Here is a 19,463-nt window from a genome sequence, read left to right on the forward strand (position 1 = left end):
CGGGGCCGGGTCAGCGCGGCAGCCCCTGCGGCAGGTGCTTGAGGACGAATTCCAGCTCCATCCGGACCTGCTTGATCCGCTCCTCCACCACCAGCGAGCCGTGTCCCGCGTCGTAGCGGTACACCTCGTGGACCGCCCCGCGCGCCGCGAGCCGGTCGACGTAGTTGTCGATCTGCCGGATCGGGCAGCGCGGGTCGTTCACGCCCGCCGCGATGTACACGGGAGCCTTCACCGCGTCCACGTACGTCAGCGGCGAGGAAGCCTCGAAGCGCTCCGGCACCTCCTCCGGCGTGCCCCCGAAGAGGGTGCGGTCCAGGGACTTCAGCGCCTCCATCTCGTCGTGGTACGCCGTCACGTAGTCCGCCACCGGTACGGCGGCCAGGCCGACCGCCCAGTCGTCGGGGCGCGTCCCGATGCCCAGCAGGGTCAGGTAGCCGCCCCAGGAGCCGCCGGACAGCACCAGCCGCGCCGGGTCCGCCAGACCCGAGGAGACGGCCCACTCGCGGACCGCCGAGATGTCCTCCAGCTCGATCAGGCCGACCCGGTGCTTGAGGGCGTCCGTCCACTCGCGGCCGTACCCGGTCGAGCCGCGGTAGTTGACCCGGACCACCGCGAACCCGTGGTCCAGCCAGGCCGCCGGGGCCGCCGCGAACGAGTCGGAGTCGTGCCAGGTCGGGCCCCCGTGGACCTCGAAGACCGTCGGGAAGGGGCCCTCGCCGTGCCCCTGCGGCCGCTGCGCCAGCGCGTGGATCCGCCCGCCCGGGCCCTCCACCCACACGTCCTCCACCGGCACCGAGCCGGGCGGCCGGAAACCGGGCGGGTCCAGCACCACCCCGCCCGCGGTGGACCGTACGGAGGCCGGCTCGGCCGCCGAGGACCACTGGTACTCCACCGTGCCGTCCGGGCGCGCGGTGGCGCCCGACAGCGACCCCGGCGGAGTGTCCACCCGTACGAGCTCCCGCGCGGCCAGGTCGTAGCGCCACAGCTCGTCGCGCGCCTCGAAGCTGTGCTCCACCAGCAGCGCCGTCCCGTCCGGGTACCACTCGGCGCTCACATCGCCCGGGAGGTCGATCGCGAGGTCCTCCTGGGCGCCGGTGGCCACGTCCCATACCATCGGCTCCCAGCGGCCGCGCCGCTGGTGGCCGACCAGCAGCCGGGTGTCCCCCTCGACCGGGGCGAAGCCCAGCACCTCCAGGCCCAGCTCCTCGGTGCCGCCGTGCGAGTCGTCCAGTTCCGCGACGGTGGTCCCGTCCAGGGTGACCACGCGCAGCGCCGAGTGCATCGCGTCGCCGTGCTCGGTGTGCTCGATCGCGACCAGGGTGCCGTCGCGGGAGAGGTCGCCGACGCCCGCCGACTCGCGGTGCCGGTAGATCACGACCGGGGCGCTGCCGTCGGGGCGGACGACGTGGATCGTGGAGCCCTCCTCGTCGGTGGACCGCCCCACGACCGCCGTCCCGTCGCGGCCGATGGCCAGTCCGGCGGGGTAGGAGGGGTCCAGGCCGGGGGTGGCGGGCTCGTCGGGGCCGCCCGCGAAGGGCTGGCGGACCCAGGTGCCGAACTCGTCGCCGTCGGTGTCGCAGAACCACCAGATCCATTCCCCGTCGGGGGAGAGGGTGCCGTCGGTGGTGCCGTTGGGGCGGTCGGTGGCCTGGCGCTGCGTGCCGGTGGCACGGTCCCAGGCGTAGAGCTCATAGGTCCCGGTGGCGTTCGAGACGAAGAGCGAGCGGTCCGGGGCGTCCTCGGCCCATTCGGGGAGCCCCACGCGCGGGGCCCGGAACCTCTTCTCCCAGTCTGGCATCTCGGAAGCGGGGGTCAGATCGCTGTCGCTGCTGGTCATGCGTCCCATTCTGGCCCGACGGGCCGCCGGGGTGCCGACTGCTCCGAACGGGCGCATCGTGGAGGGCGTGAACCGAACGCTTCCCGAGAGGGTGTTGATCATGACCAAGAAGGCTCGTACCGGTCACCACAGCCATCAGGACTCCGAGCAGGCGATGGCGAAGAACACGGCGGCCGAGGCGCGGGCCAAGGCTGCGGGCAGGGACGCCCAGTCCCTCTCGGCGAAGACGCGGGGCATGCACCAGAAGGCCCAGGCCAAGCGCGGCTGAGCCGCGACACCGGTCGCGGCCTTCGGTCACGCTCCGTGTTTCACGTGAAACATGGAGCGTGCCGCCCTAGCCTGACGCCATGCGGATGATCGTCCGGGGTGCCCGGCTGCTGCACGAGGAGGGCCTCCACGACGTGGAGGTCGCCGAGGACGGACGCATCGCGCGCGTCCTGCCGTACGACGACCAGAAGGAGCCGCCTGCGACGGGCGTGCTCATCGAGGCCCACGGCGGGCTCCTCAGCGCCCCCTTCGTGGAGCCGCACATCCACCTGGACACCGCCCTGACCGCCGGGCAGCCGCGCCCGAACGCCTCCGGCACCCTCTGGGAGGGCATCGCCTGCTGGAGCGAGCGCAAGCGGACCCTCACCCGCGAGGACGTGATCACGCGGGCCACGGAGGTGCTGCGCTGGCAAGCGGCCCAGGGCGTGCTGCACGTCCGCACGCACTGCGATGTCACCGACCCCTCCCTCACCGCCCTCGACGCCCTGCTCGAAGTCCGCGACCGGGTACGGGAGGTGATGACCCTCCAGATCACGGCCTTCCCGCAGGAGGGGATCGTCTCCTTCCCCGACGGCGAGGCGTTGCTGCGCGAGGCCGTGGCGCGCGGCGCGGACGTGGTCGGCGCGATCCCGCACTTCGAGGACACCCGCGAGGACGGGATCGCCTCCCTGCGGACGGCCTTCGCGCTGGCCGAGGAGCACGGGCTGCGGCTGGACGCCCACTGCGACGAGATCGACGACGAACAGTCCCGCTTCGTGGAGGTGCTGGCCACCCTCGCGCTGCGCACGGGACTGCGCGAGCGGGCCACCGCCTCCCACACCACCGCCATGGGCTCCTACAACGGCGCCTACGCCTACAAACTCCAGCGGCTCCTGTCCCGTTCGGGCATCAACCTGGTCTCCAACCCCTTCGCCAACCTCAACCTCCAGGGCCGCTTCGACGCGTATCCCAAGCGGCGCGGTCTCACCCAGGTCAAGGAAATGCTGGCCGCCGGGGTCAACGTGGCCTTCGGCCACGACGACGTGATGGACCCCTGGAACGCGCTCGGCACCGCCAACCCGCTCCAGACCGCCCTCGTCGGCCTGTACGCCGCCCAGCTCACCGGGGCCGACGAGATCCCGCTCGCCTTCTCGATGGTGACCGAGCGGGCGGCCCGCGTGCTGGGCCTGGGCCCCGACGAGTACGGGGTGGCCGAGGGCGCCCCCGCCTCCTTCGTCCTCCTGCCGGCGCCCACCCCCGGGGAGGCGGTCCGCCGCCAGGTCCGCCCGAGGTACGTGGTCGCGCGCGGCACCGTCCTCGCCGAGAACCCGCCCGCCCCGGCCAGGCTGTGGTGGCCGGGGCAACGGGGCCCGTCGGAAGTGGACTTCACCCCGCCCCTCTAAGGTGCGGTGCATGACGTGGACCCTTCACCAACCAGACTCCGACGCGGCCCACCGGGCCCTTGAGATCGCCTCGGAGTACGCGGACGCCGCCCTGCTCAACCACTCCGTCCGCTCCTACGCCTTCGGTGCCGAGTACGCCCGCCAGCACGGCCTCGCCCATGACGCCGAGCTGTTCTACGTCAGCGCCCTGCTCCACGACCTGGGCCTGACCGCGCCGTTCGACAGCCACACCCTGCCCTTCGAGGAGGCCGGCGGCCACGTGGCCCGCGTCTTCACGGCGGGCCTGGGCTGGGATCCGGCCCGCCGGGCGCGGGCGGAGGAGGTGATCGTGCTGCACATGCGGGACGACGTCACCGCCGCCGAGGACGTCGAGAGCCACCTCCTCCAGGTGGGCACCAGCGCGGACGTCTCGGGCCTGCGCGTCCCCGACTTCGACCCGGACTTCCGCACCGCCCTCTTGGCCGCCCACCCCCGCCTCGGCTTCGGCCCCTCCTTCCTCGCCCTCGTCGAGGACCAGGCGGCCCGCAAGCCCGCCTGCGCGGCGGCCGCCTACGTGGCGAGCGGCGCGGCCACCCGCATCGCGGCCAACCCCTTGGACGCGTAACGCCCGCTCTGCTGCCGCGTTGAGGGATGGCCCAGTGCGCCCGTTGCGCAGAGTGCCCGGCACGGGTTTCCGGGATCAGGCCCGCTGAGCTGCGGCGGGCCGCGCCGGTCGGCGGCGTCCGCGGCCCACCGGCAGCAGTTCGGCGGTGATCAGCGCGGCGACCGTCGCCAGGATCACCACCGGGGTCATCGACGGGCTGCCGATCAGCAGCAGCGCCATCACCGCGCTGCTGACCGGCAGCCCCAGCACGCTGACGCCGGCCGCGGCCAGCCCCGCCGCCACGGCCGGCACCACGCCCAGGCCCGGCAGCGGCGCCGCGAGCACCCCGGCCGCGGCCCCCAGGAACAGGGCCGGGAAGATAGGACCGCCGCGCAGGCTGCCGAGACACAGCGCGTACGCGGCCGTCTTGCACAGCAGCACCGCCACCAGCACGCCCACTCCCCAGGCGTGCGGATTCCCGACCAGCGAGGCCATCGTGGCCTGGCCCGAGGAGGCGACCTCCGCCGGGGACCGGTCGGTGACCAGGGCGTACACCGCCGCACACACCCCGGCGCCGAGCGCGCACAGCGCCGTACGGGCGACGGTCTGCCGGGTCACGAAGGCGGCGACGCCCTGACCCGCGGCCACCGTCAGCCGCAGCAGCACCGCCACGGCCACCGCCAGCAGCAGCCCCCAGCCCACGTCCGCCGCGTCCAGCCGGGGCACCGCCTCGGGGATCTTCACGGACAGCCCGCCGGTCTTCAGCCCGGTCCACCGCCCGAAGCCGGTGAACACCAGCGCGCCCAGCCCGCTGGACAGCAGCGCGGGCAGCATGACGGCGACCAGCTGGGGCCCGCCCACCCCCACCACCTCGATCAGCAGCACCGCCGCGATCAGCGGGCTCCCGAAGATCGCCGAGATGGCGGCGGCGGCCCCGGCCACCCCCATGAGCACACTGGCCTGAGGGGTCCCCGGGCCACGCGCCAGGTCCCGCAGCAGCAGCGCGAGCCCGCCGCCCAGGGCGATCAGCGGGGCCTCGGGCCCCAGGACCGCACCCAGCGGCAGGCTGGCGACCGCGGCGAGCACCACCCCGGGCAGCGCCGTGGTCGAGGCCCCGCCCACCGCCAGCCCGGCCGCCGGCACGTGCCCGCCCGCCCCGGGCAGCCGGGCGGCCACCCAGCCCACCACGACCCCCGCGACCAGCAGCAACGGCAACGGCCACCACCACGGCGCGGTGTCCCAGCCCAGCCCGCGCGGCAGGCTCTCCCACACCAGGTGCTGCAACTCGTGCAGCCCGGCCAGGAACCAGAAGCACACCAGCGACACCGGGATCCCGACCAGGGCGCACAGCGCCAGCGTCTTGCGGTACGGAGGCGTCTTGAGCAGCCCCCGCAGCAGTTCGGCCTCCCCCGCCTGCGTCGCGGTCATGGCCCGCTCCTTTCGGGCTGCCGGGACAGCCCGGTCTGGACGGCGCCGAGGAGCACCTTGGCGACCAGTCCCACCACGATCAGGTCGGCCACCATCTGCACGGTGGTCAGCGCCCGCGCCGTCCCGTCGGCCGGCGCGATGTCCCCGAACCCCACGGTCGCGAACACCGTCACCGCGAAGTACAGGGCATCGGTCCTGGTCAGGGGCTCCGAGAACGACGTCGGCCGGTCACGCGACAGCAGGAAATAGGTGGACGCGAACAGGACCAGGAACAACGGCACGGCGGTGGCCATCGCCTCCAGGGCCCGCAACCGCGGATGCACCGCACGGGCGATGGCGCCGACCTGCCAGAGCACCAGGCCCCCGAACAGCAGCAGCCCCCCGGCCAGCGCCAGGACCGCCACGGCCCCGAAGCCGTAGTCGAGCGGAGCCAGGTAGTACAGCCAGGTGATCAGCCCGACCGTCGCGACGGCCAGCAGCAGGTGCCCCAGCACACCCCCGACCCGAACCCGACCACCCATACCCACACCTCCTCACACCCCCACCCCCCTCCGGGCATTCCAACACCCCCCGCCCCCACCCGCACCTCGCCGACCCCGGACATGGCAGGCCCGCTCGTAGCTCGCGTCACCCCGGAGCCATCGGCTCCATGCCGGCGGCCAGCGATCACCCAGCAGAACGCCTGCGTCGACTGCGGGTTCGTCGGAGCCCTCAACTCGGGCTTCTGCAACTGGCGCATCGACTTCACGTACGCCGACACGGACAACAAGACCGCGTCAATGGGGTCCGCCGGGCCAGCCAGTGCCACCACATCACGAAGTGAGCAGCCGATGACCACCGAGCCCACCCAGGAAGATCCGCACCAGGCCGCCAAGCGAGGCCGCGTCGGCGTCATCGCGTTCGCCGTCGGGACCCTCGCCTCCCTCGCCTTCTTCGCGTTCTTCCCCGGCCTCCCCCACGTCATCGACTGGGGCGCGATCCTCGTCTCCCTGGCGGTCGGGGCACTCGCCCGATGGGCCTACCGCGCGTGGAGCACGAGGAGCCGGACGTCTTCGGGGTGACCACCACCGGGCGCTGAGCGGCCGCGGCACGTCCGCGAAGGCCTGGCCCTGGGCGGGAACACCTAGTCGGCCAACAGAAACAGGTCGGCCACCTACCAGTACTGGTAGGTGGCCGACCTGTTCTTACTCTGTCGGGGTGGCGGGATTTGAACCCACGACCTCTTCGTCCCGAACGAAGCGCGCTGCCAAGCTGCGCTACACCCCGATCGTCACCCTCGGCGTTTCCGCCTGGCGACATCGATTACTCTAGCGGACCCGGCGCCGGAGACGAAATCCGGTTTTCGCGGGGTGCCCGCCGGGGTCCCGCCCGGGTTCTAGGCCTTCGGGGTGAGGGTCAGGAGGGTGGCTTCCGGGGGGCAGGCGAAGCGGACCGGGGTGAAGCGGTTGGTGCCGCAGCCCGCCGAGACGTGGAGGTAGGAGCGCTCGCCCCCGGTCTCGTACGTCGACAGGCCCTTCACCCGCTTCGTGTCGAGGTCGCAGTTGGTGACCAGGGCCCCGTAGAAGGGGACGCACAGCTGGCCGCCGTGCGTGTGCCCGGCCAGGATCAGCGGGTAGCGGTCGGCGGTGAAGGACTCCAGCACGCGCAGGTACGGGGCGTGCACCACGGCGATCGAGAAGTCCGCGTCCGCCTCCGGGCCCCCCGCGACCCGCTCGTAGCGGTCGCGCTTGATGTGCGGGTCGTCCAGGCCGGTGAAGGCCAGCTCCATGCCGCCCAGCTTCAGCCGCCCCCGGGTGTTGGTCAGGTTCAGCCAGCCCGCCGCGTCGAAGGCGTCCCGCATGCCCTCCCACGGGTTGTGGACGGCGCCGACCACCGGCTTGTTGCCGTTCAGGCCGTGCCGGCCCTGGGCCTTCTCGATCAGGTAGCGGCCCGGGTTGCGCAGCCGCGGCCCGTAGTAGTCGTTGGAGCCGAACACGTACACGCCCGGGAACTCCATCAGCGGGCCGAGCGCGTCGAGGAGCTCCGGCACGCCCTCGGTGTCGGAGAGGTTGTCGCCGGTGTTGACGACGAAATCGGGGCGCAGGCCGGCGAGGGACTGGAGCCAGGCGCGCTTCTTGCGCTGCCCGCCGACCATGTGGATGTCCGACACCTGCAGGACGCGCAGCGGGCGGGCCCCGGCGGGGAGCACCGGAACGGTGACCCGGCGCAGCCGGAAGGAGCGGGCCTCGAACCCGGCGGCGTAGGCCACTCCCGCGGCCCCCACCGCAGCGATTCCGGCGGTGACCTTCAGGGGTACTCCGTAACGCGCGCGCATGGCCCCATCGTCGCAGACGCGGAAAACCGATGGGCGCCGCAGCCCCCGCACCTGGCAGACTCAAGGGCATGACCACGCTCAAGGCCAAGCTCCAGGAAGACCTCACCACCGCCATCAAGGCGCGCGACGAACTCGGTTCGTCCACCCTGCGCCTGACCCTCGCCGCCATCACCAAGGAGGAGGTCGCGGGCAAGGAGGCACGCGTGCTCTCCGACGACGAGGTCCTCAAGGTGATCGCGAAGGAGGCGAAGAAGCGCCGTGAGGCCGCGGAGGCCTTCGCCCAGGGCGGCCGCGACGAGCAGGCCGCGCGCGAGACGGCGGAGGGCGAGTTCCTCGACGCCTACCTGCCCAAGCAGCTCAGCGACGACGAGCTCGCCGCGATCGTGGCGCAGGCGGTCGAGGAGGCCAAGGCGGGCGGTGCCGAGGGGCCGCGGGCCATGGGCGCCGTCATGAAGATCGTGAACCCGAAGGTGGCGGGTCTGGCGGAGGGCGGCCGCGTCGCCGCCGCCGTCAAGAAGCAGCTTTCGTAAGGCGGAGTAGAAGTAGAAGAGGGCCCCGGCCGGATGATCCGGCCGGGGCCCTCCCGCGTGCGTGCTACTGGGTTTCGTTGCCGCCGATCAGGCCCGGGTCCGTCGGGAGGCCGGGGATCGGGTTGACCGGCGGGTCCGCCGGGGTGCCGGTGCCGCCGCCGGGCCGGCTGTCGCCGGGCTTGCCGTCACCGCCCGGCTTCCCGGGCTTCCCGGGCTTGCGCGGGGTCGTCGGCTGGTTCGGGGTGTTGCCCCGGCCGCCGCCGGCCCCGCCACCGCCACCGCCGCCGGTCCCGCCGCCCCCGACCGAGGGCTCCGGGACGTGGACGTTCGCGAAGGGCGGTGCCTCGCGGCCGGACAGGGCGCCCGAGACCGCGTCCTTCCAGATCGGGCCGGGCAGGCCGCCGCCGAAGACCTTCGGGTAGTACTGCCCGCCGATGGTGATGTCCTCCATCGTGATCTTCTTCGCGCCGCCCGAGCCGACCCACACCGCGCCGGACATGTTCGGGGTGTAGCCCACGAACCAGGCGTTGTAGCGGCCGTCGGTGGTACCGGTCTTGCCCGCGTTGTCGCGGTCGGTCAGGCCCGCCTTCTCACCGGTGCCGGAGTCGACCACACCGCGCAGCAGGTTGTTGATCGTGTCGGCGGTGTCCTGGGACATGGCCCGGTCGCACTTGCTCTTGGGCACCGCGAGCGCCTTGCCGTGGGCGTCGGTGATCGACTCCAGGGCGATCGGGGTGCAGTAGACGCCCCGGTTGGCGAAGGCGGCGTACGCGTTGGCCATCGTCAGCGGGGACATCTCGGCGGAGCCGAGGGCGATGGACGGCTCCTCGGGCAGCTTCACCCCGCTGGCCGGGACCACGCCGAGCTTCTGCGTCATCTCCGTCACCGGGCAGAGCCCGATGTCGGAGATCATCTGCACGAAGTAGGTGTTGATGGACTTCTCCATCGCCGTCTTCAGCGCGTACGGACCGACCTCGTCCGCCGTCTCGTTCTGGGCGGTCTGCAGCTTCCCGCCGTCCAGCGGCAGGTTCTGCCACGGCGGCGTGCCCTCGCACCGGGAGACCGGGCTCGGGTAGTCCATCTTGTTCGGGGCCGAGTAGACCTTCGTCGGCTCCATGCCCTTCTCTATGGCCGCGGCCGCGATGAAGGGCTTGAACGTGGAACCGACCTGGAAGCCGAAGTTGGAGCCTCCCATCCGCTTGTCGACGGAGTAGTTGATCTGCGTCTCGTTCTTCCCGAAGCCGTACGGCTTGGACTGGCCCATCGCCAGGATCCGGCCCGTGCCCGGCTGGACCATGGTCACGGCCGTGGCGATCGAGTCGTCCTGGTTGACGTGGTCGCGGATCGAGTTGTTCGCGGCGTCCTGCGACTGCGGGTCCAGGGTGGTGCGGACCGTCAGGCCGCCCTGGTTCCAGACCTTCGCCCGCTCCTCGCGGGTCTTGCCGAAGACCGGGTCCGACAGGAAGGTGTTGCGCACGTAGTCGCAGAAGAACCCGGCGCCCTTGACGGCGGTGATGCAGCCGTTCTTCGGGCGGGTCACCTTCAGGGTGACCGGCAGCTTCTTCGCCTCGTCCGCCTCGGCCTGCGAGATGTCCTTCACGTCGGCCATCCGCTGGAGGACGACGTTGCGGCGCTTCATCGCCTCCTGGGCGTCGTTCACCGGGTCGAACCGGCTCGGCGACTGGACGACGCCGGCCAGCAGGGCCGACTCGTCCAGGGTCAGGTCCTTGGCCGGCTTGCTGAAGTACCGCTGCGCCGCGGACTCGATGCCGTAGGCCGCCTGCCCGAAGTAGGTGATGTTGAGGTAGTTCTCGAGGATCTTCTTCTTCCCGAGCTCCTCCTCGACCTGGATCGAGTACTTCAGCTCGCGGATCTTTCGGCCCAGGCTCTTCTGCTGCGCCTCGGCGACCTTGGCCGGGTCGTCGCCGGCCTCCTCGACGAAGACGTTCTTCACGTACTGCTGCGTCAGCGTGGAGGCGCCCTGCGCGGCGCCGCCCTCCTGCGCGTTGCGGTTGACCGCGCGCAGGATGCCCTTGAGGTCGACGGCGCCGTGCTCGTAGAAACGCGAGTCCTCGATCGCGACGATCGCCTTCTGCATGTACGGCGAGATGGCCGTGAGCGGGACCACCTGCCGGTCCCTCGAATACACCGTGGCGATCAGGCCACCCTCGGCGTCCAGAATGGTGGTGCGCTGGCTCAGCGGAGGCGTCTTGAGATTGGCCGGGATCTCATCGAAGCCCTCGACGGTGCCCTTGGCGGCGAGGCCCAGCGCACCGGCGCCCGGGATCGCGATGCCGGCGAGAACGACTCCGGAGAGAACCGACAAACCGAGGAACCTGGTGGCCTGCTGCGGCCCCGTGAGCCCTGCGCCAGAGCGCTTCTTTCCCATGGAGGGCAGCCTACGTTCTCATTCGCCGGACACATGCGAATGCCTTGGCCTAAGCTGTCCCCAACTGTCACAGGAGTGTGGTGCGACATCAACCCTTCGGCTTGATTTTCACCCTTCCCGAATGGGGTGGACGCATGTCCGAATCTCGCCCTTCGCTCTGACGGCCGCTCACCGGCGCTTCCCTGATTTCACCCGAATCGCCGGAATGGCCGGGCATGTCGCCGGATCACTCCGTCGGGTGATCTGCCGCTTACCCATAGTCCGTTCGGACCATTCAAGATTGGGCCCGTCGGGGGTGTTGCGGCGTCCTCGCCTTCCGTAACGTCCTCAACTGGCAGCGGTGAATATGCCGCTACCGCCGTGGGGGAGCCTCGATTCGGGAGAGGACGGCACCGGGATGGGCTGGGTAACCGACTGGAGTGCGCAGGCAGCCTGCCGCACTACCGATCCGGATGAACTGTTCGTTCAAGGAGCGGCACAGAACAGGGCCAAGGCGGTGTGCACCGGATGCCCGGTGCGGACCGAGTGCCTGGCCGACGCGCTCGACAATCGTGTCGAGTTCGGAGTGTGGGGCGGAATGACCGAGCGGGAACGGCGTGCGCTGCTGCGCCGGCGTCCCACCGTCACCTCGTGGCGACGGCTGCTCGAAACCGCTCGCACGGAGTACGAGCGCAGTACCGGCATCCTCACCGTGGATGTCGGCGCGGAGATCGACGTGGCGTACGAGACCTACGCGGCGGCCGGGTAGCCACCCGGACACCGCGCAGGCACCACTCGTACCCCTGGTCAAGCTCCGGCCGGAACCCCGGCCGCGAGTCGCTCTCCGATGGCCCGCAGCCCGGCGAGGTCGTGCACATCGCCGGGCAGGGCGGCCACTTCGGCCACCGCCACCTCGGGATGCAGCGAGGTGAAGCGATCGCGCGTGCGCTGTTCCCGCGCGATCACCTGCATGCGTTCGGCGTGCAGGCGCAGCAGCCCCGCGGTGATCGCGTCGTCTTCACCGGGGCTGTCCGTGCCCTCCGTGCCACTCTCGGCGGTGCTGTCGTCCACGGCGGGGGAGCCGTCGTCGGCGGCGTCACGAAGTCCAGCTTTCCCGGGCTCCTGATCGACAATGCCGCCTTCTTCAAGATTCTCTGCGGCCGCCAGCGCCCGCTCCGCGGACAGCTGCCGCGCGTCGCTCCCGTGCACCCGGTTCAGCACCAGACCCGCCAGCGGCATGCTCTCCGCGGCCAGCCGCTCCACGAAGTACGCCGCCTCGCGCAGGGCGTCCGGTTCGGGCGCCGCGACCACGAGGAAAGCCGTGCCCGGCGCCTGGAGCAGACGGAACGTCGCGTCGGCGCGGGTGCGGAAGCCGCCGAACATCGTGTCCATCGCCGCCACGAACGTCTGCACGTCCTTCAGCAGCGAGGCCCCCATCAGCTTGCTCAGCGTGCCGGTCATCATCGACATGCCGACGTTCAGGAACTTCATCCCGGCCCGCCCGCCGACCTTCGCCGGCGCCATCAGCACCCGGATGAACTTCCCGTCCAGGAACGACCCCAGCCGCTTCGGCGCGTCGAGGAAGTCCAGCGCGGACCGGCTCGGCGGGGTGTCCACGACGATCAGGTCCCAGTCGTCCTTCGACCGCAGCTGGCCCAGCTTCTCCATCGCCATGTACTCCTGCGTGCCCGCGAAGCCGGCCGACAGGGACTGGTAGAAGGGGTTCGCCAGGATGGCCCGCGCCCGCTCGCGGTCCGCGTGCGCCTCGACGATCTCGTCGAAGGTCCGCTTCATGTCCAGCATCATGGCGTGCAGTTCACCGCCGTCGCCGCCCACCCCCTCGACCCGGCGCGGGGTGTTGTCCAGCGAGTCGATGCCCATCGACTGCGCCAGCCGCCGGGCCGGGTCGATGGTCAGCACCACCACCTTGCGCCCCCGTTCGGCCGCCCGTACGCCCAGCGCCGCGGCCGTCGTGGTCTTGCCGACCCCGCCGGCGCCGCAGCACACGACGATCCGGGTCTTCGGGTCGTCCAGCAGCGCGTCGACCGCCAGTTGCTGCGGCGTGTCCAGCCCCATGGTGCTCCCGTCCCCGCTCATCGCGCGTCCGCCTGCTTGCGCAGCTCCGTCGCCAGCTCGTACAGCCCGGCCAGCTCCATCCCCGAGCCCAGCAGGGGGAGTTCGTACGTCGGCACGTCCAGCCCCGCCAGCACCGCGCGCTGCTCCCGCTCCAGCTCGACGCGGCTCGCGTGCTCGGCGGCCTGTGCCAGCAGCGGCTCCACCAGCCGCTCGGCCAGCCCGCCCCGCCGGGCCCCGCCCAGACCCGCCCGGGACAGGGCCCTGGCGATCTCGGGGCGGCGGCCCTCGGCGGCCGTGCGCAGGGTGTCCTCGTCCAGGTGGTGCGGGCGCACCATGTTGACGATGACCCGCCCGAACGGAAGTCCGGCCGCGCGCAGTTCGTCGATGCCGTCGGAGGTCTCCTGGACGGGCATCTCCTCCAGCAGGGTCACCAGGTGCACGGCGGTGTCCGGGGACTTGAGCACCTTCATGACGGCCTGCGCCTGGTTGTGGATCGGCCCGAACCGGGCCAGCCCGGCCACCTCGTCGTTGACGTTCAGGAAGCGGGTGATCCGCCCGGTCGGCGGGGCGTCCATGATCACGTGGTCGTAGACGAACCGCCCGGACTTGTCCTTGCGGCGCACCGCCTCGCACGCCTTGCCGGTCAGCAGGACGTCCCGCAGGCCGGGCGCGATGGTCGTCGCGAAGTCGATGGCCCCCAGCTTCTTCAGGGCGCGTCCGGCCGAGCCGAGCTTGTAGAACATCTGGAGGTAGTCCAGCAGCGCCCGTTCCGCGTCGATGGCGAGCGCGTACACCTCTCCGCCGCCCCCGCCCGGGGCGACGGCGATCTTCCGCTCCTCGTAGGGGAGCGCTTCCGTGCCGAATAGCTGTGCGATGCCCTGCCTGCCCTCGACCTCCACGAGTAGAGTCCGCCTGCCCTCGCGCGCGAGGGCCAGCGCGAGTGCGGCGGCGACCGTGGTCTTGCCGGTGCCGCCCTTGCCGCTGACCACCTGGAGCCTGCTCACAACCTCCGAGCCTAACCACTCCCGCTCAGGCGTTACGCTCGCCCCCATGACCAAGAAGTTCGAATACGCGACGGTCCCCCTGCTGGTCCACGCCACCAAGCAGATCCTGGACACCTGGGGCGAGGACGGCTGGGAGCTCGTCCAGGTCGTGCCCGGCCCGAACAACCCCGAGCAGCTCGTGGCCTACCTCAAGCGGGAGAAGGCATGAGCGGCGCCGTCGAGGCCCGGCTCGCCGAGCTCGGCCTGACACTTCCCGAGGTCGTCCCGCCGCTGGCCACGTACCAGCCGGCGGTGCGCTCGGGCGCGTACGTGTACACCGCGGGGCAGCTCCCGATGGTGCAGGGCAAGCTCCCGCTGACCGGCAAGGTCGGCGCGGAGGTCTCGCCGGAGCAGGCCAAGGAGCTGGCGGCGACGTGCGCGCTGAACGCGCTGGCCGCCGTGAAGTCCGTCGCCGGTGACCTGGACCGGGTCGCCCGCGTGGTGAAGGTCGTCGGCTTCGTCGCCTCGGCCCCCGACTTCACCGGGCAGCCGGGCGTGCTCAACGGCGCGAGCGAGCTGCTGGGCGAGGTCCTCGGCGAGAAGGGCGTGCACGCCCGCAGCGCCGTCGGCGTGGCGGTCCTCCCGCTGGACGCCCCGGTCGAGATCGAGATCCAGGTGGAACTCACCCCGGACGCCTGACCCACCGCCGGCGGGGCTGGAGGATCCGGTCCCGCCCGGTGCACCCTCCCCCGGGGACGGCCCCGGGCGGCGGCCCCCGCCAGGGGGGCCTCGAACATCGGGCCGGATGGTCGTAGCATCCGGCCATGCCGAATGGTCAGCACGGACAGCCCTCGCCCGAGCAGCCCCCCGCCGGAGGCCAGTGGTACCCGCCGGAGTGGCCCGCCCGCATCCGCGCCCTCGCGGAAGGCGCCCTCGTCCCGGCGGAGCCCCGGCGCGCCGCCACGGTGATGCTGCTCCGCGACACCCCCGCCGGCCCCGCCGTGCACATGCTGCGCCGCCGCGCCTCCATGGCGTTCGCCGGCGGCGCCTACGCCTACCCCGGCGGCGGGGTCGACCCCCGCGACGAGGACCACCGCATCGGCTGGGCCGGCCCGGACCAGGAGGCGTGGGCGGCCCGCCTCGGCACCGACGCCGCCACCGCCCAGGCCATCGTCTGCGGCGCGGTCCGCGAGACCTTCGAGGAGGCCGGCGTCCTCCTCGCCGGGACGACCCCCGACACCGTGGTCGGCGACACCACCGGGGACGACTGGGAGGCCGACCGCGAGGCCCTCGTCGGCCGCGAGCTGTCCTTCGCCGAGTTCCTCGACCGACGCGGCCTGCTGCTCCGCTCCGACCTGCTCGGGGCGTGGGCCCGCTGGATCACCCCCGAGTTCGAGCCCCGCCGCTACGACACCTGGTTCTTCGTCGCCGCCCTCCCCGAGGGCCAGCGCACCCGCAACGCCTCCACCGAGGCCGACCGGACCGTGTGGATCCGCCCGCGGGACGCCGCCGCCGGCTACGACGCGGGCGAGCTGCTGATGATGCCGCCCACCATCTCCACCCTGCGCTCCCTGGAGCCGTACGGGGCCGCCGCCGAGGCCCTCGCGGCGTCCGGCGCGCAGGACCTGACCCCGGTGCTGGCCGAGGCCGCGCTGGAGGACGGCGTGGTCGTGCTCAGCTGGCCGGGCCACGAGGAGTTCACCAAGCGCGTCACCCTCGGAGGTGGCCCCGCATGACCGACGCAGCGGCCCTGCCCGGCCAGCCCCGCGGAGCGGTCGTCTCCGGACCGGCCACCGCCCGCGCCGTCAACGTCCTGGCCCCCAACCCGTCGGCCATGACCCTGGACGGCACCAACACCTGGCTGGTCTCCGAACCCGGCTCCGACCTCGCCGTCGTCATCGACCCGGGCCCCCTCGACGAGGCGCACCTGCGCGCCGTCGTCGCCACCGCCGAGCGGGCCGGCAAGCGCGTCGCGCTCACCCTCCTCACCCATGGCCACCCCGACCACGCCGAGGGCGCCGGCCGCTTCGCCGAGCTGACCGGCACCAAGGTGCGGGCCCTGGACCCGGCGCTGCGCCTGGGCGACGAGGGCCTGGCCGCCGGGGACGTGATCCGCACCGGCGGACTGGAACTGCGCGTCGTGCCCACCCCCGGGCACACCTCGGACTCCCTCTGCTTCCACCTGCCGGCCGACCGGGCCGTGCTGACCGGCGACACCATCCTGGGCCGCGGCACCACCGTCGTCGCCCACCCCGACGGCCGGCTGGGCGACTACCTGGACTCCCTGCGCCGCCTGCGCTCCCTCACCGTCGACGACGGGGTGCACACCGTGCTGCCCGGCCACGGACCGGTCCTGGAGGACGCCCAGGGCGCCGTGGAGTACTACCTGGCCCACCGCGCCCACCGGCTCGCCCAGGTCGAGACGGCGGTGGAGGACGGCCTGGTCACCCCCGAGGCGGTCGTCGCCCACGTCTACGCGGACGTGGACCGCTCGCTGTGGCCCGCCGCCGAATGGTCCGTCCGCGCCCAGCTCGAGTACCTTCGGGATCACGGACTGATCCCGGGGGGGCCCGAATGAACACGCTCTACGTCCTGCTGGCACTGATCGCGGCCGCGGGGTGGATCACCTCCACGGTGACCCTGCGCATGCGGGCCCTCCAGGACCGGGCGGACCGGCTGGAGCGGCGGCTCGGCCTGGTGCTGGAGCACCTGGGCATCGAGGAGCCGGAGCCGGCCGGGCTGGATCGCGTACGCGCGCTGATGCGCGAGGGCCGGACCGTCTCGGCGATCAAGGCCTACCGCGAGATCACCGGCGCGGGCCTCGCGGAGGCCAAGCAGGCCGTCGAGTCCCTCGACCTCAAGGTCTCCTAGCCTTCCGGGCGCGGAGCCTTCGTGCCGTGCCGGGCCTCGTACTCGGCGGCCAGCCACGGCCCGAGGTCGTCCAGGTAGCGGCGGGCCACGGCCGGGTCCTCGACCGGCTCCAGGGCCACGGCGGCCGCCTCGCGCAGCTGCGCCGCCCGCTCGGGGTAGTAGCGGCCGAAGACCCGCGCGGACTCGGTGAGGTCGCTGGTCCAGCCGCCCCACTCGGGCATGACCAGCGTGAAGGCGGTCCGTACCAGGTGCCGGGAGAAGAACCGGTTCATCCGGCGGAACTCGGCCGGTTCCGAAGCCGCCTCGAACCGCTCCCGCCACCGGGGCAGCAGGGCGGCCAGGTCCCCGTTGGTCTCCCGGGCGAGCAGGCCGTCGGGACGGTAGCGGGGCAGGTGCTCGGCCAGGTCGGCGCCGAGCAGCGGGGTGCACAGGCAGGCCAGGAACCAGCCCAGGTCGTAACGTTCCTGCTCGCTCAGCAGCCGGTCCTTGCCGTAGAGCAGGATCCCTACGCCGTCGATCTGCGGGAAGTCCTGGTCGAGCCCGCGGCCCAGCACCTCGGCGGTGTCCCGGTCCTCGTCGGTGGGCTCCCGGTGCAGGGCGATCAGCAGGTCGAGGTCGGAGCGCCCGGGGCGGGCGGTGCCGCGCGGCACGGATCCGTACAGGTAGGCGCTGTGGAGCCGGTTCCCGTACGCCTCCACCAGCCGGCCGCGCGCGGCGGCGACGAGGTCGGCGAACGCGGGCTGGACCCGCCCGAGGGAGCCCTCCCGCTCGAAGTACCCGGCGGCGTCCAGCCCTCTGAGATCCATGATCCCCACTGTGCCCGGCGGACGGCCCGGGGCGCGGGCATTTACGGCCGGGGGCCCGCCCGCGCCGCGCACGCACGGAGGGGCCCCTCCGACACCCGGACGGGGCCCCTCCGTGGAACTGCGTGCCGCGTCAGCGCGAGCGCTTGGCGAGCCGCTCCACGTCCAGCAGGATCACGGCGCGCGCCTCCAGGCGCAGCCAGCCGCGGCCCGCGAAGTCGGCGAGGGCCTTGTTCACGGTCTCGCGCGAGGCGCCGACGAGCTGGGCGAGCTCCTCCTGCGTGAGGTCGTGGACGACGTGGATGCCCTCCTCCGACTGCACGCCGAAGCGGCGCGACAGGTCGAGGAGCGCGCGGGCCACGCGGCCCGGGACGTCGGAGAAGACCAGGTCGGACATCTGGTCGTTGGTCTTGCGCAGGCGCCGGGCGACGGCGCGCAGCAGTGCGGTGGCGACCTCGGGCCGGGCGTTCAGCCAGGGCTGGAGGTCGCTGTGGCCGAGGCCGAGGAGCTTGACCTCGGTCAGGGCGGTGGCGGTGGCGGTGCGCGGGCCCGGGTCGAAGAGCGAGAGCTCGCCGATCAGCTCGCCGGGGCCGAGGACGGCCAGCATGTTCTCGCGGCCGTCGGGGGAGGTGCGGTGCAGCTTCACCTTGCCCTCGGTCACGACGTACAGCCGGTCTCCGGGGTCGCCCTCGTGGAACAGGGCGTCGCCGCGTGCGAGGGTCACCTCGCCCATGGAGGCGCGGAGCTCCGCGGCCTGCTCGTCATCGAGCGCCGCGAAGAGCGGGGCGCGCCGCAGAACGTCGTCCACGAGTCTCTCTCCTATGTCGACCGGCCAGTGGGGACCGTTCCCCATTTTGCCGGACGGCTCAAACAGTGCGATCAATCACAAGGATGCCGGACGGACGGGCGTGCTGTGCGGCGAGAGGCCGATCGGGGTGGTGTTACCTGAGGTCCGGGCGGGGTGTCAGCGTCCGGCCTTAGGCTGGCCGGGTGTCCAATAAGCCGGTGAGAGCACAGGCCAAGGGGTCCGCGGGAGTGACGGCGGCCCAGAATTCAGCCGTGGGCGAACAGGCCCCCGCGGCGGCGTCCGAAACGCCCCGACCTGCCCCCCAGGGCAAAGCTTCGGCCAAGAAATCGCAGACCGTGAAGCAGGCCGCCGGGGCCGCCAGGGCCGCCGGGGCCGTGCGGCCGCGCCCCGCTGCCAAGCCCGAGTCCCGCCTGGCCATGATCCGCCGGGCCCGCCGCATCAACCGCGAGCTCGCCGAGGTGTACCCGTACGCCCATCCGGAGCTGGACTTCCGCAACCCCTTCGAGCTCCTGGTCGCCACCGTCCTCTCGGCGCAGACCACCGACCTGCGGGTGAACCAGACGACCCCGGCCCTCTTCGCCAAGTACCCCACCCCCGAGGACATGGCGGCGGCCGTCCCGGAGGAACTGGAGGAGATCATTCGGCCGACCGGGTTCTTCCGGGCGAAGGCGAAGTCCCTCCTCGGCCTCTCGCAGGCCCTGCGGGACGACTTCGGCGGCGAGGTCCCGGGCCGCATAGAGGACCTGGTGAAGCTGCCGGGCGTCGGCCGCAAGACGGCGAACGTGGTCCTCGGCAACGCCTTCGGCGTCCCCGGGATCACCGTCGACACCCACTTCGGACGGCTGGTGCGCCGGTTCAAGTGGACCGAGCAGGAGGACCCGGAGAAGGTCGAGGCCGAGATCTGCGGGATCTTCCCCAAGAGTGAGTGGACGATGCTCTCGCACCGCGTCGTCTTCCACGGCCGCCGGATCTGCCACGCCCGCAAGCCCGCCTGCGGCGCCTGCCCCATCGCCCCGCTCTGCCCGGCCTACGGGGAGGGCGAGACCGACCCGGAGAAGGCGAAGAAGCTGCTGAAGTACGAGAAGGGCGGCCAGCCGGGCCAGCGGCTCTCCCCGCCCCCGGACTACCCGGGCCTGCCCGCCGCGCCCCTGGGGGCCCGTACGGAGGCCTGAGCGGGGCACGGGTGACGCCGGGGGCGTGGGGCGCGGCCGCC

At 72.6% G+C, this 19,463-nt stretch carries 21 protein-coding genes and 1 tRNA gene; 12 read left to right on the forward strand and 10 right to left on the reverse strand.

Features of this window, described 5'->3' with window-relative positions; translation table 11 throughout:
• Positions 1 to 10: 10 nt before the first annotated feature.
• Complete coding sequence (locus ACFY0O_RS05510) at positions 11 to 1,837, reverse strand: prolyl oligopeptidase family serine peptidase (RefSeq protein WP_388943111.1); 1,827 nt, start codon at positions 1,835 to 1,837, stop codon at positions 11 to 13.
• 100 nt (positions 1,838 to 1,937) lie between these two features.
• Here ACFY0O_RS05510 and ACFY0O_RS05515 point away from each other — a divergent pair, with 100 nt between their 5' ends.
• The 3 genes from ACFY0O_RS05515 to ACFY0O_RS05525 all read left to right on the forward strand — a co-directional run bounded on the left by ACFY0O_RS05515 (position 1,938) and on the right by ACFY0O_RS05525 (position 4,090).
• Entirely contained in the window at positions 1,938 to 2,105 is a 168-nt protein-coding gene (locus tag ACFY0O_RS05515; protein WP_388943114.1) for a hypothetical protein, read from the forward strand.
• 79 nt (positions 2,106 to 2,184) lie between these two features.
• Positions 2,185 to 3,486 (forward strand): cytosine deaminase, encoded by a 1,302-nt coding sequence (codA, locus tag ACFY0O_RS05520; protein ID WP_388943116.1) that lies wholly within the window; start codon positions 2,185 to 2,187, stop codon positions 3,484 to 3,486.
• Between the two features lie 10 nt (positions 3,487 to 3,496).
• Positions 3,497 to 4,090 carry an HD domain-containing protein gene (locus ACFY0O_RS05525; protein ID WP_388943119.1) on the forward strand — a complete coding sequence of 198 codons (594 nt, stop codon included), beginning with the start codon at positions 3,497 to 3,499 and terminating at the stop codon, positions 4,088 to 4,090.
• A gap of 75 nt (positions 4,091 to 4,165) precedes the next feature.
• Here ACFY0O_RS05525 and ACFY0O_RS05530 read toward each other — a convergent pair whose 3' ends face one another.
• Positions 4,166 to 5,497: a chloride channel protein gene (locus ACFY0O_RS05530; protein ID WP_388943122.1), complete on the reverse strand. Its 1,332-nt coding sequence runs from the start codon at positions 5,495 to 5,497 to the stop codon at positions 4,166 to 4,168.
• On the reverse strand, positions 5,494 to 6,018 hold the full coding sequence (locus tag ACFY0O_RS05535; RefSeq protein WP_388943124.1) for a potassium channel family protein: 525 nt from the start codon (positions 6,016 to 6,018) through the stop codon (positions 5,494 to 5,496). Before ACFY0O_RS05535 ends, ACFY0O_RS05530 begins: the two co-directional genes overlap by 4 nt.
• 309 nt (positions 6,019 to 6,327) lie before the next feature.
• Between ACFY0O_RS05535 and ACFY0O_RS05540 the strand changes: the two genes are divergently transcribed.
• Positions 6,328 to 6,558 (forward strand): hypothetical protein, encoded by a 231-nt coding sequence (locus tag ACFY0O_RS05540; RefSeq protein WP_388943127.1) that lies wholly within the window; start codon positions 6,328 to 6,330, stop codon positions 6,556 to 6,558.
• 131 nt (positions 6,559 to 6,689) lie between these two features.
• On the opposite strand, the gene ACFY0O_RS05545 is transcribed toward ACFY0O_RS05540, so the two are convergent.
• Positions 6,690 to 6,763 (reverse strand) — tRNA-Pro (locus ACFY0O_RS05545).
• Between the two features lie 109 nt (positions 6,764 to 6,872).
• Positions 6,873 to 7,811 carry a metallophosphoesterase gene (locus tag ACFY0O_RS05550; protein ID WP_388943130.1) on the reverse strand — a complete coding sequence of 313 codons (939 nt, stop codon included), beginning with the start codon at positions 7,809 to 7,811 and terminating at the stop codon, positions 6,873 to 6,875.
• 68 nt (positions 7,812 to 7,879) lie between these two features.
• Between ACFY0O_RS05550 and ACFY0O_RS05555 the strand changes: the two genes are divergently transcribed.
• Positions 7,880 to 8,341 carry a GatB/YqeY domain-containing protein gene (locus ACFY0O_RS05555; RefSeq protein ID WP_358897644.1) on the forward strand — a complete coding sequence of 154 codons (462 nt, stop codon included), beginning with the start codon at positions 7,880 to 7,882 and terminating at the stop codon, positions 8,339 to 8,341.
• A 64-nt stretch (positions 8,342 to 8,405) separates the two neighbouring features.
• On the opposite strand, the gene ACFY0O_RS05560 is transcribed toward ACFY0O_RS05555, so the two are convergent.
• Entirely contained in the window at positions 8,406 to 10,730 is a 2,325-nt protein-coding gene (locus ACFY0O_RS05560) for a transglycosylase domain-containing protein (RefSeq protein WP_388943134.1), read from the reverse strand.
• Between the two features lie 397 nt (positions 10,731 to 11,127).
• Between ACFY0O_RS05560 and ACFY0O_RS05565 the strand changes: the two genes are divergently transcribed.
• A complete protein-coding gene (locus tag ACFY0O_RS05565) occupies positions 11,128 to 11,478 on the forward strand; it encodes a WhiB family transcriptional regulator (RefSeq protein WP_052713450.1) in 351 nt (116 codons plus the stop codon).
• 38 nt (positions 11,479 to 11,516) lie between these two features.
• Here ACFY0O_RS05565 and ACFY0O_RS05570 read toward each other — a convergent pair whose 3' ends face one another.
• Complete coding sequence (locus tag ACFY0O_RS05570) at positions 11,517 to 12,806, reverse strand: ArsA family ATPase (protein ID WP_388943137.1); 1,290 nt, start codon at positions 12,804 to 12,806, stop codon at positions 11,517 to 11,519.
• A complete protein-coding gene (locus tag ACFY0O_RS05575) occupies positions 12,803 to 13,789 on the reverse strand; it encodes an ArsA-related P-loop ATPase (protein ID WP_358897650.1) in 987 nt (328 codons plus the stop codon). Before ACFY0O_RS05575 ends, ACFY0O_RS05570 begins: the two co-directional genes overlap by 4 nt.
• 46 nt (positions 13,790 to 13,835) lie before the next feature.
• On the opposite strand from ACFY0O_RS05575, the gene ACFY0O_RS05580 reads away from it, so the two are divergent.
• From ACFY0O_RS05580 to ACFY0O_RS05600, 5 genes are all read left to right on the forward strand, one after another.
• The gene (locus ACFY0O_RS05580; protein ID WP_007264966.1) at positions 13,836 to 13,997 is read left to right on the forward strand and encodes a DUF4177 domain-containing protein; all 162 of its coding nucleotides are present in this window, start codon (positions 13,836 to 13,838) and stop codon (positions 13,995 to 13,997) included.
• Positions 13,994 to 14,467 (forward strand): RidA family protein, encoded by a 474-nt coding sequence (locus tag ACFY0O_RS05585; protein WP_358897652.1) that lies wholly within the window; start codon positions 13,994 to 13,996, stop codon positions 14,465 to 14,467. The genes ACFY0O_RS05580 and ACFY0O_RS05585 overlap by 4 nt, the downstream gene beginning before the upstream one ends.
• 125 nt (positions 14,468 to 14,592) lie before the next feature.
• Complete coding sequence (locus ACFY0O_RS05590) at positions 14,593 to 15,504, forward strand: NUDIX hydrolase (protein ID WP_388943141.1); 912 nt, start codon at positions 14,593 to 14,595, stop codon at positions 15,502 to 15,504.
• On the forward strand, positions 15,501 to 16,346 hold the full coding sequence (locus tag ACFY0O_RS05595; protein ID WP_358897656.1) for an MBL fold metallo-hydrolase: 846 nt from the start codon (positions 15,501 to 15,503) through the stop codon (positions 16,344 to 16,346). Before ACFY0O_RS05590 ends, ACFY0O_RS05595 begins: the two co-directional genes overlap by 4 nt.
• On the forward strand, positions 16,343 to 16,639 hold the full coding sequence (locus ACFY0O_RS05600; RefSeq protein WP_388943144.1) for a ribosomal protein L7/L12: 297 nt from the start codon (positions 16,343 to 16,345) through the stop codon (positions 16,637 to 16,639). Before ACFY0O_RS05595 ends, ACFY0O_RS05600 begins: the two co-directional genes overlap by 4 nt.
• Here ACFY0O_RS05600 and ACFY0O_RS05605 read toward each other — a convergent pair.
• Positions 16,636 to 17,445, reverse strand: a complete 810-nt coding sequence (locus ACFY0O_RS05605) for a nucleotidyltransferase domain-containing protein (RefSeq protein ID WP_388943147.1) — start codon at positions 17,443 to 17,445, stop codon at positions 16,636 to 16,638. The genes ACFY0O_RS05600 and ACFY0O_RS05605 overlap by 4 nt on opposite strands.
• 130 nt (positions 17,446 to 17,575) lie before the next feature.
• The gene (locus tag ACFY0O_RS05610; RefSeq protein ID WP_042811540.1) at positions 17,576 to 18,250 is read right to left on the reverse strand and encodes a Crp/Fnr family transcriptional regulator; all 675 of its coding nucleotides are present in this window, start codon (positions 18,248 to 18,250) and stop codon (positions 17,576 to 17,578) included.
• Between the two features lie 335 nt (positions 18,251 to 18,585).
• Here ACFY0O_RS05610 and nth point away from each other — a divergent pair, with 335 nt between their 5' ends.
• The gene (gene nth, locus ACFY0O_RS05615; protein WP_388943149.1) at positions 18,586 to 19,422 is read left to right on the forward strand and encodes an endonuclease III; all 837 of its coding nucleotides are present in this window, start codon (positions 18,586 to 18,588) and stop codon (positions 19,420 to 19,422) included.
• The last annotated feature ends 41 nt before the right edge of the window (positions 19,423 to 19,463 follow it).

Source organism: Streptomyces sp. NPDC001594, from assembly GCF_042893675.1.
In the GTDB taxonomy this organism is placed as follows: domain Bacteria; phylum Actinomycetota; class Actinomycetes; order Streptomycetales; family Streptomycetaceae; genus Streptomyces.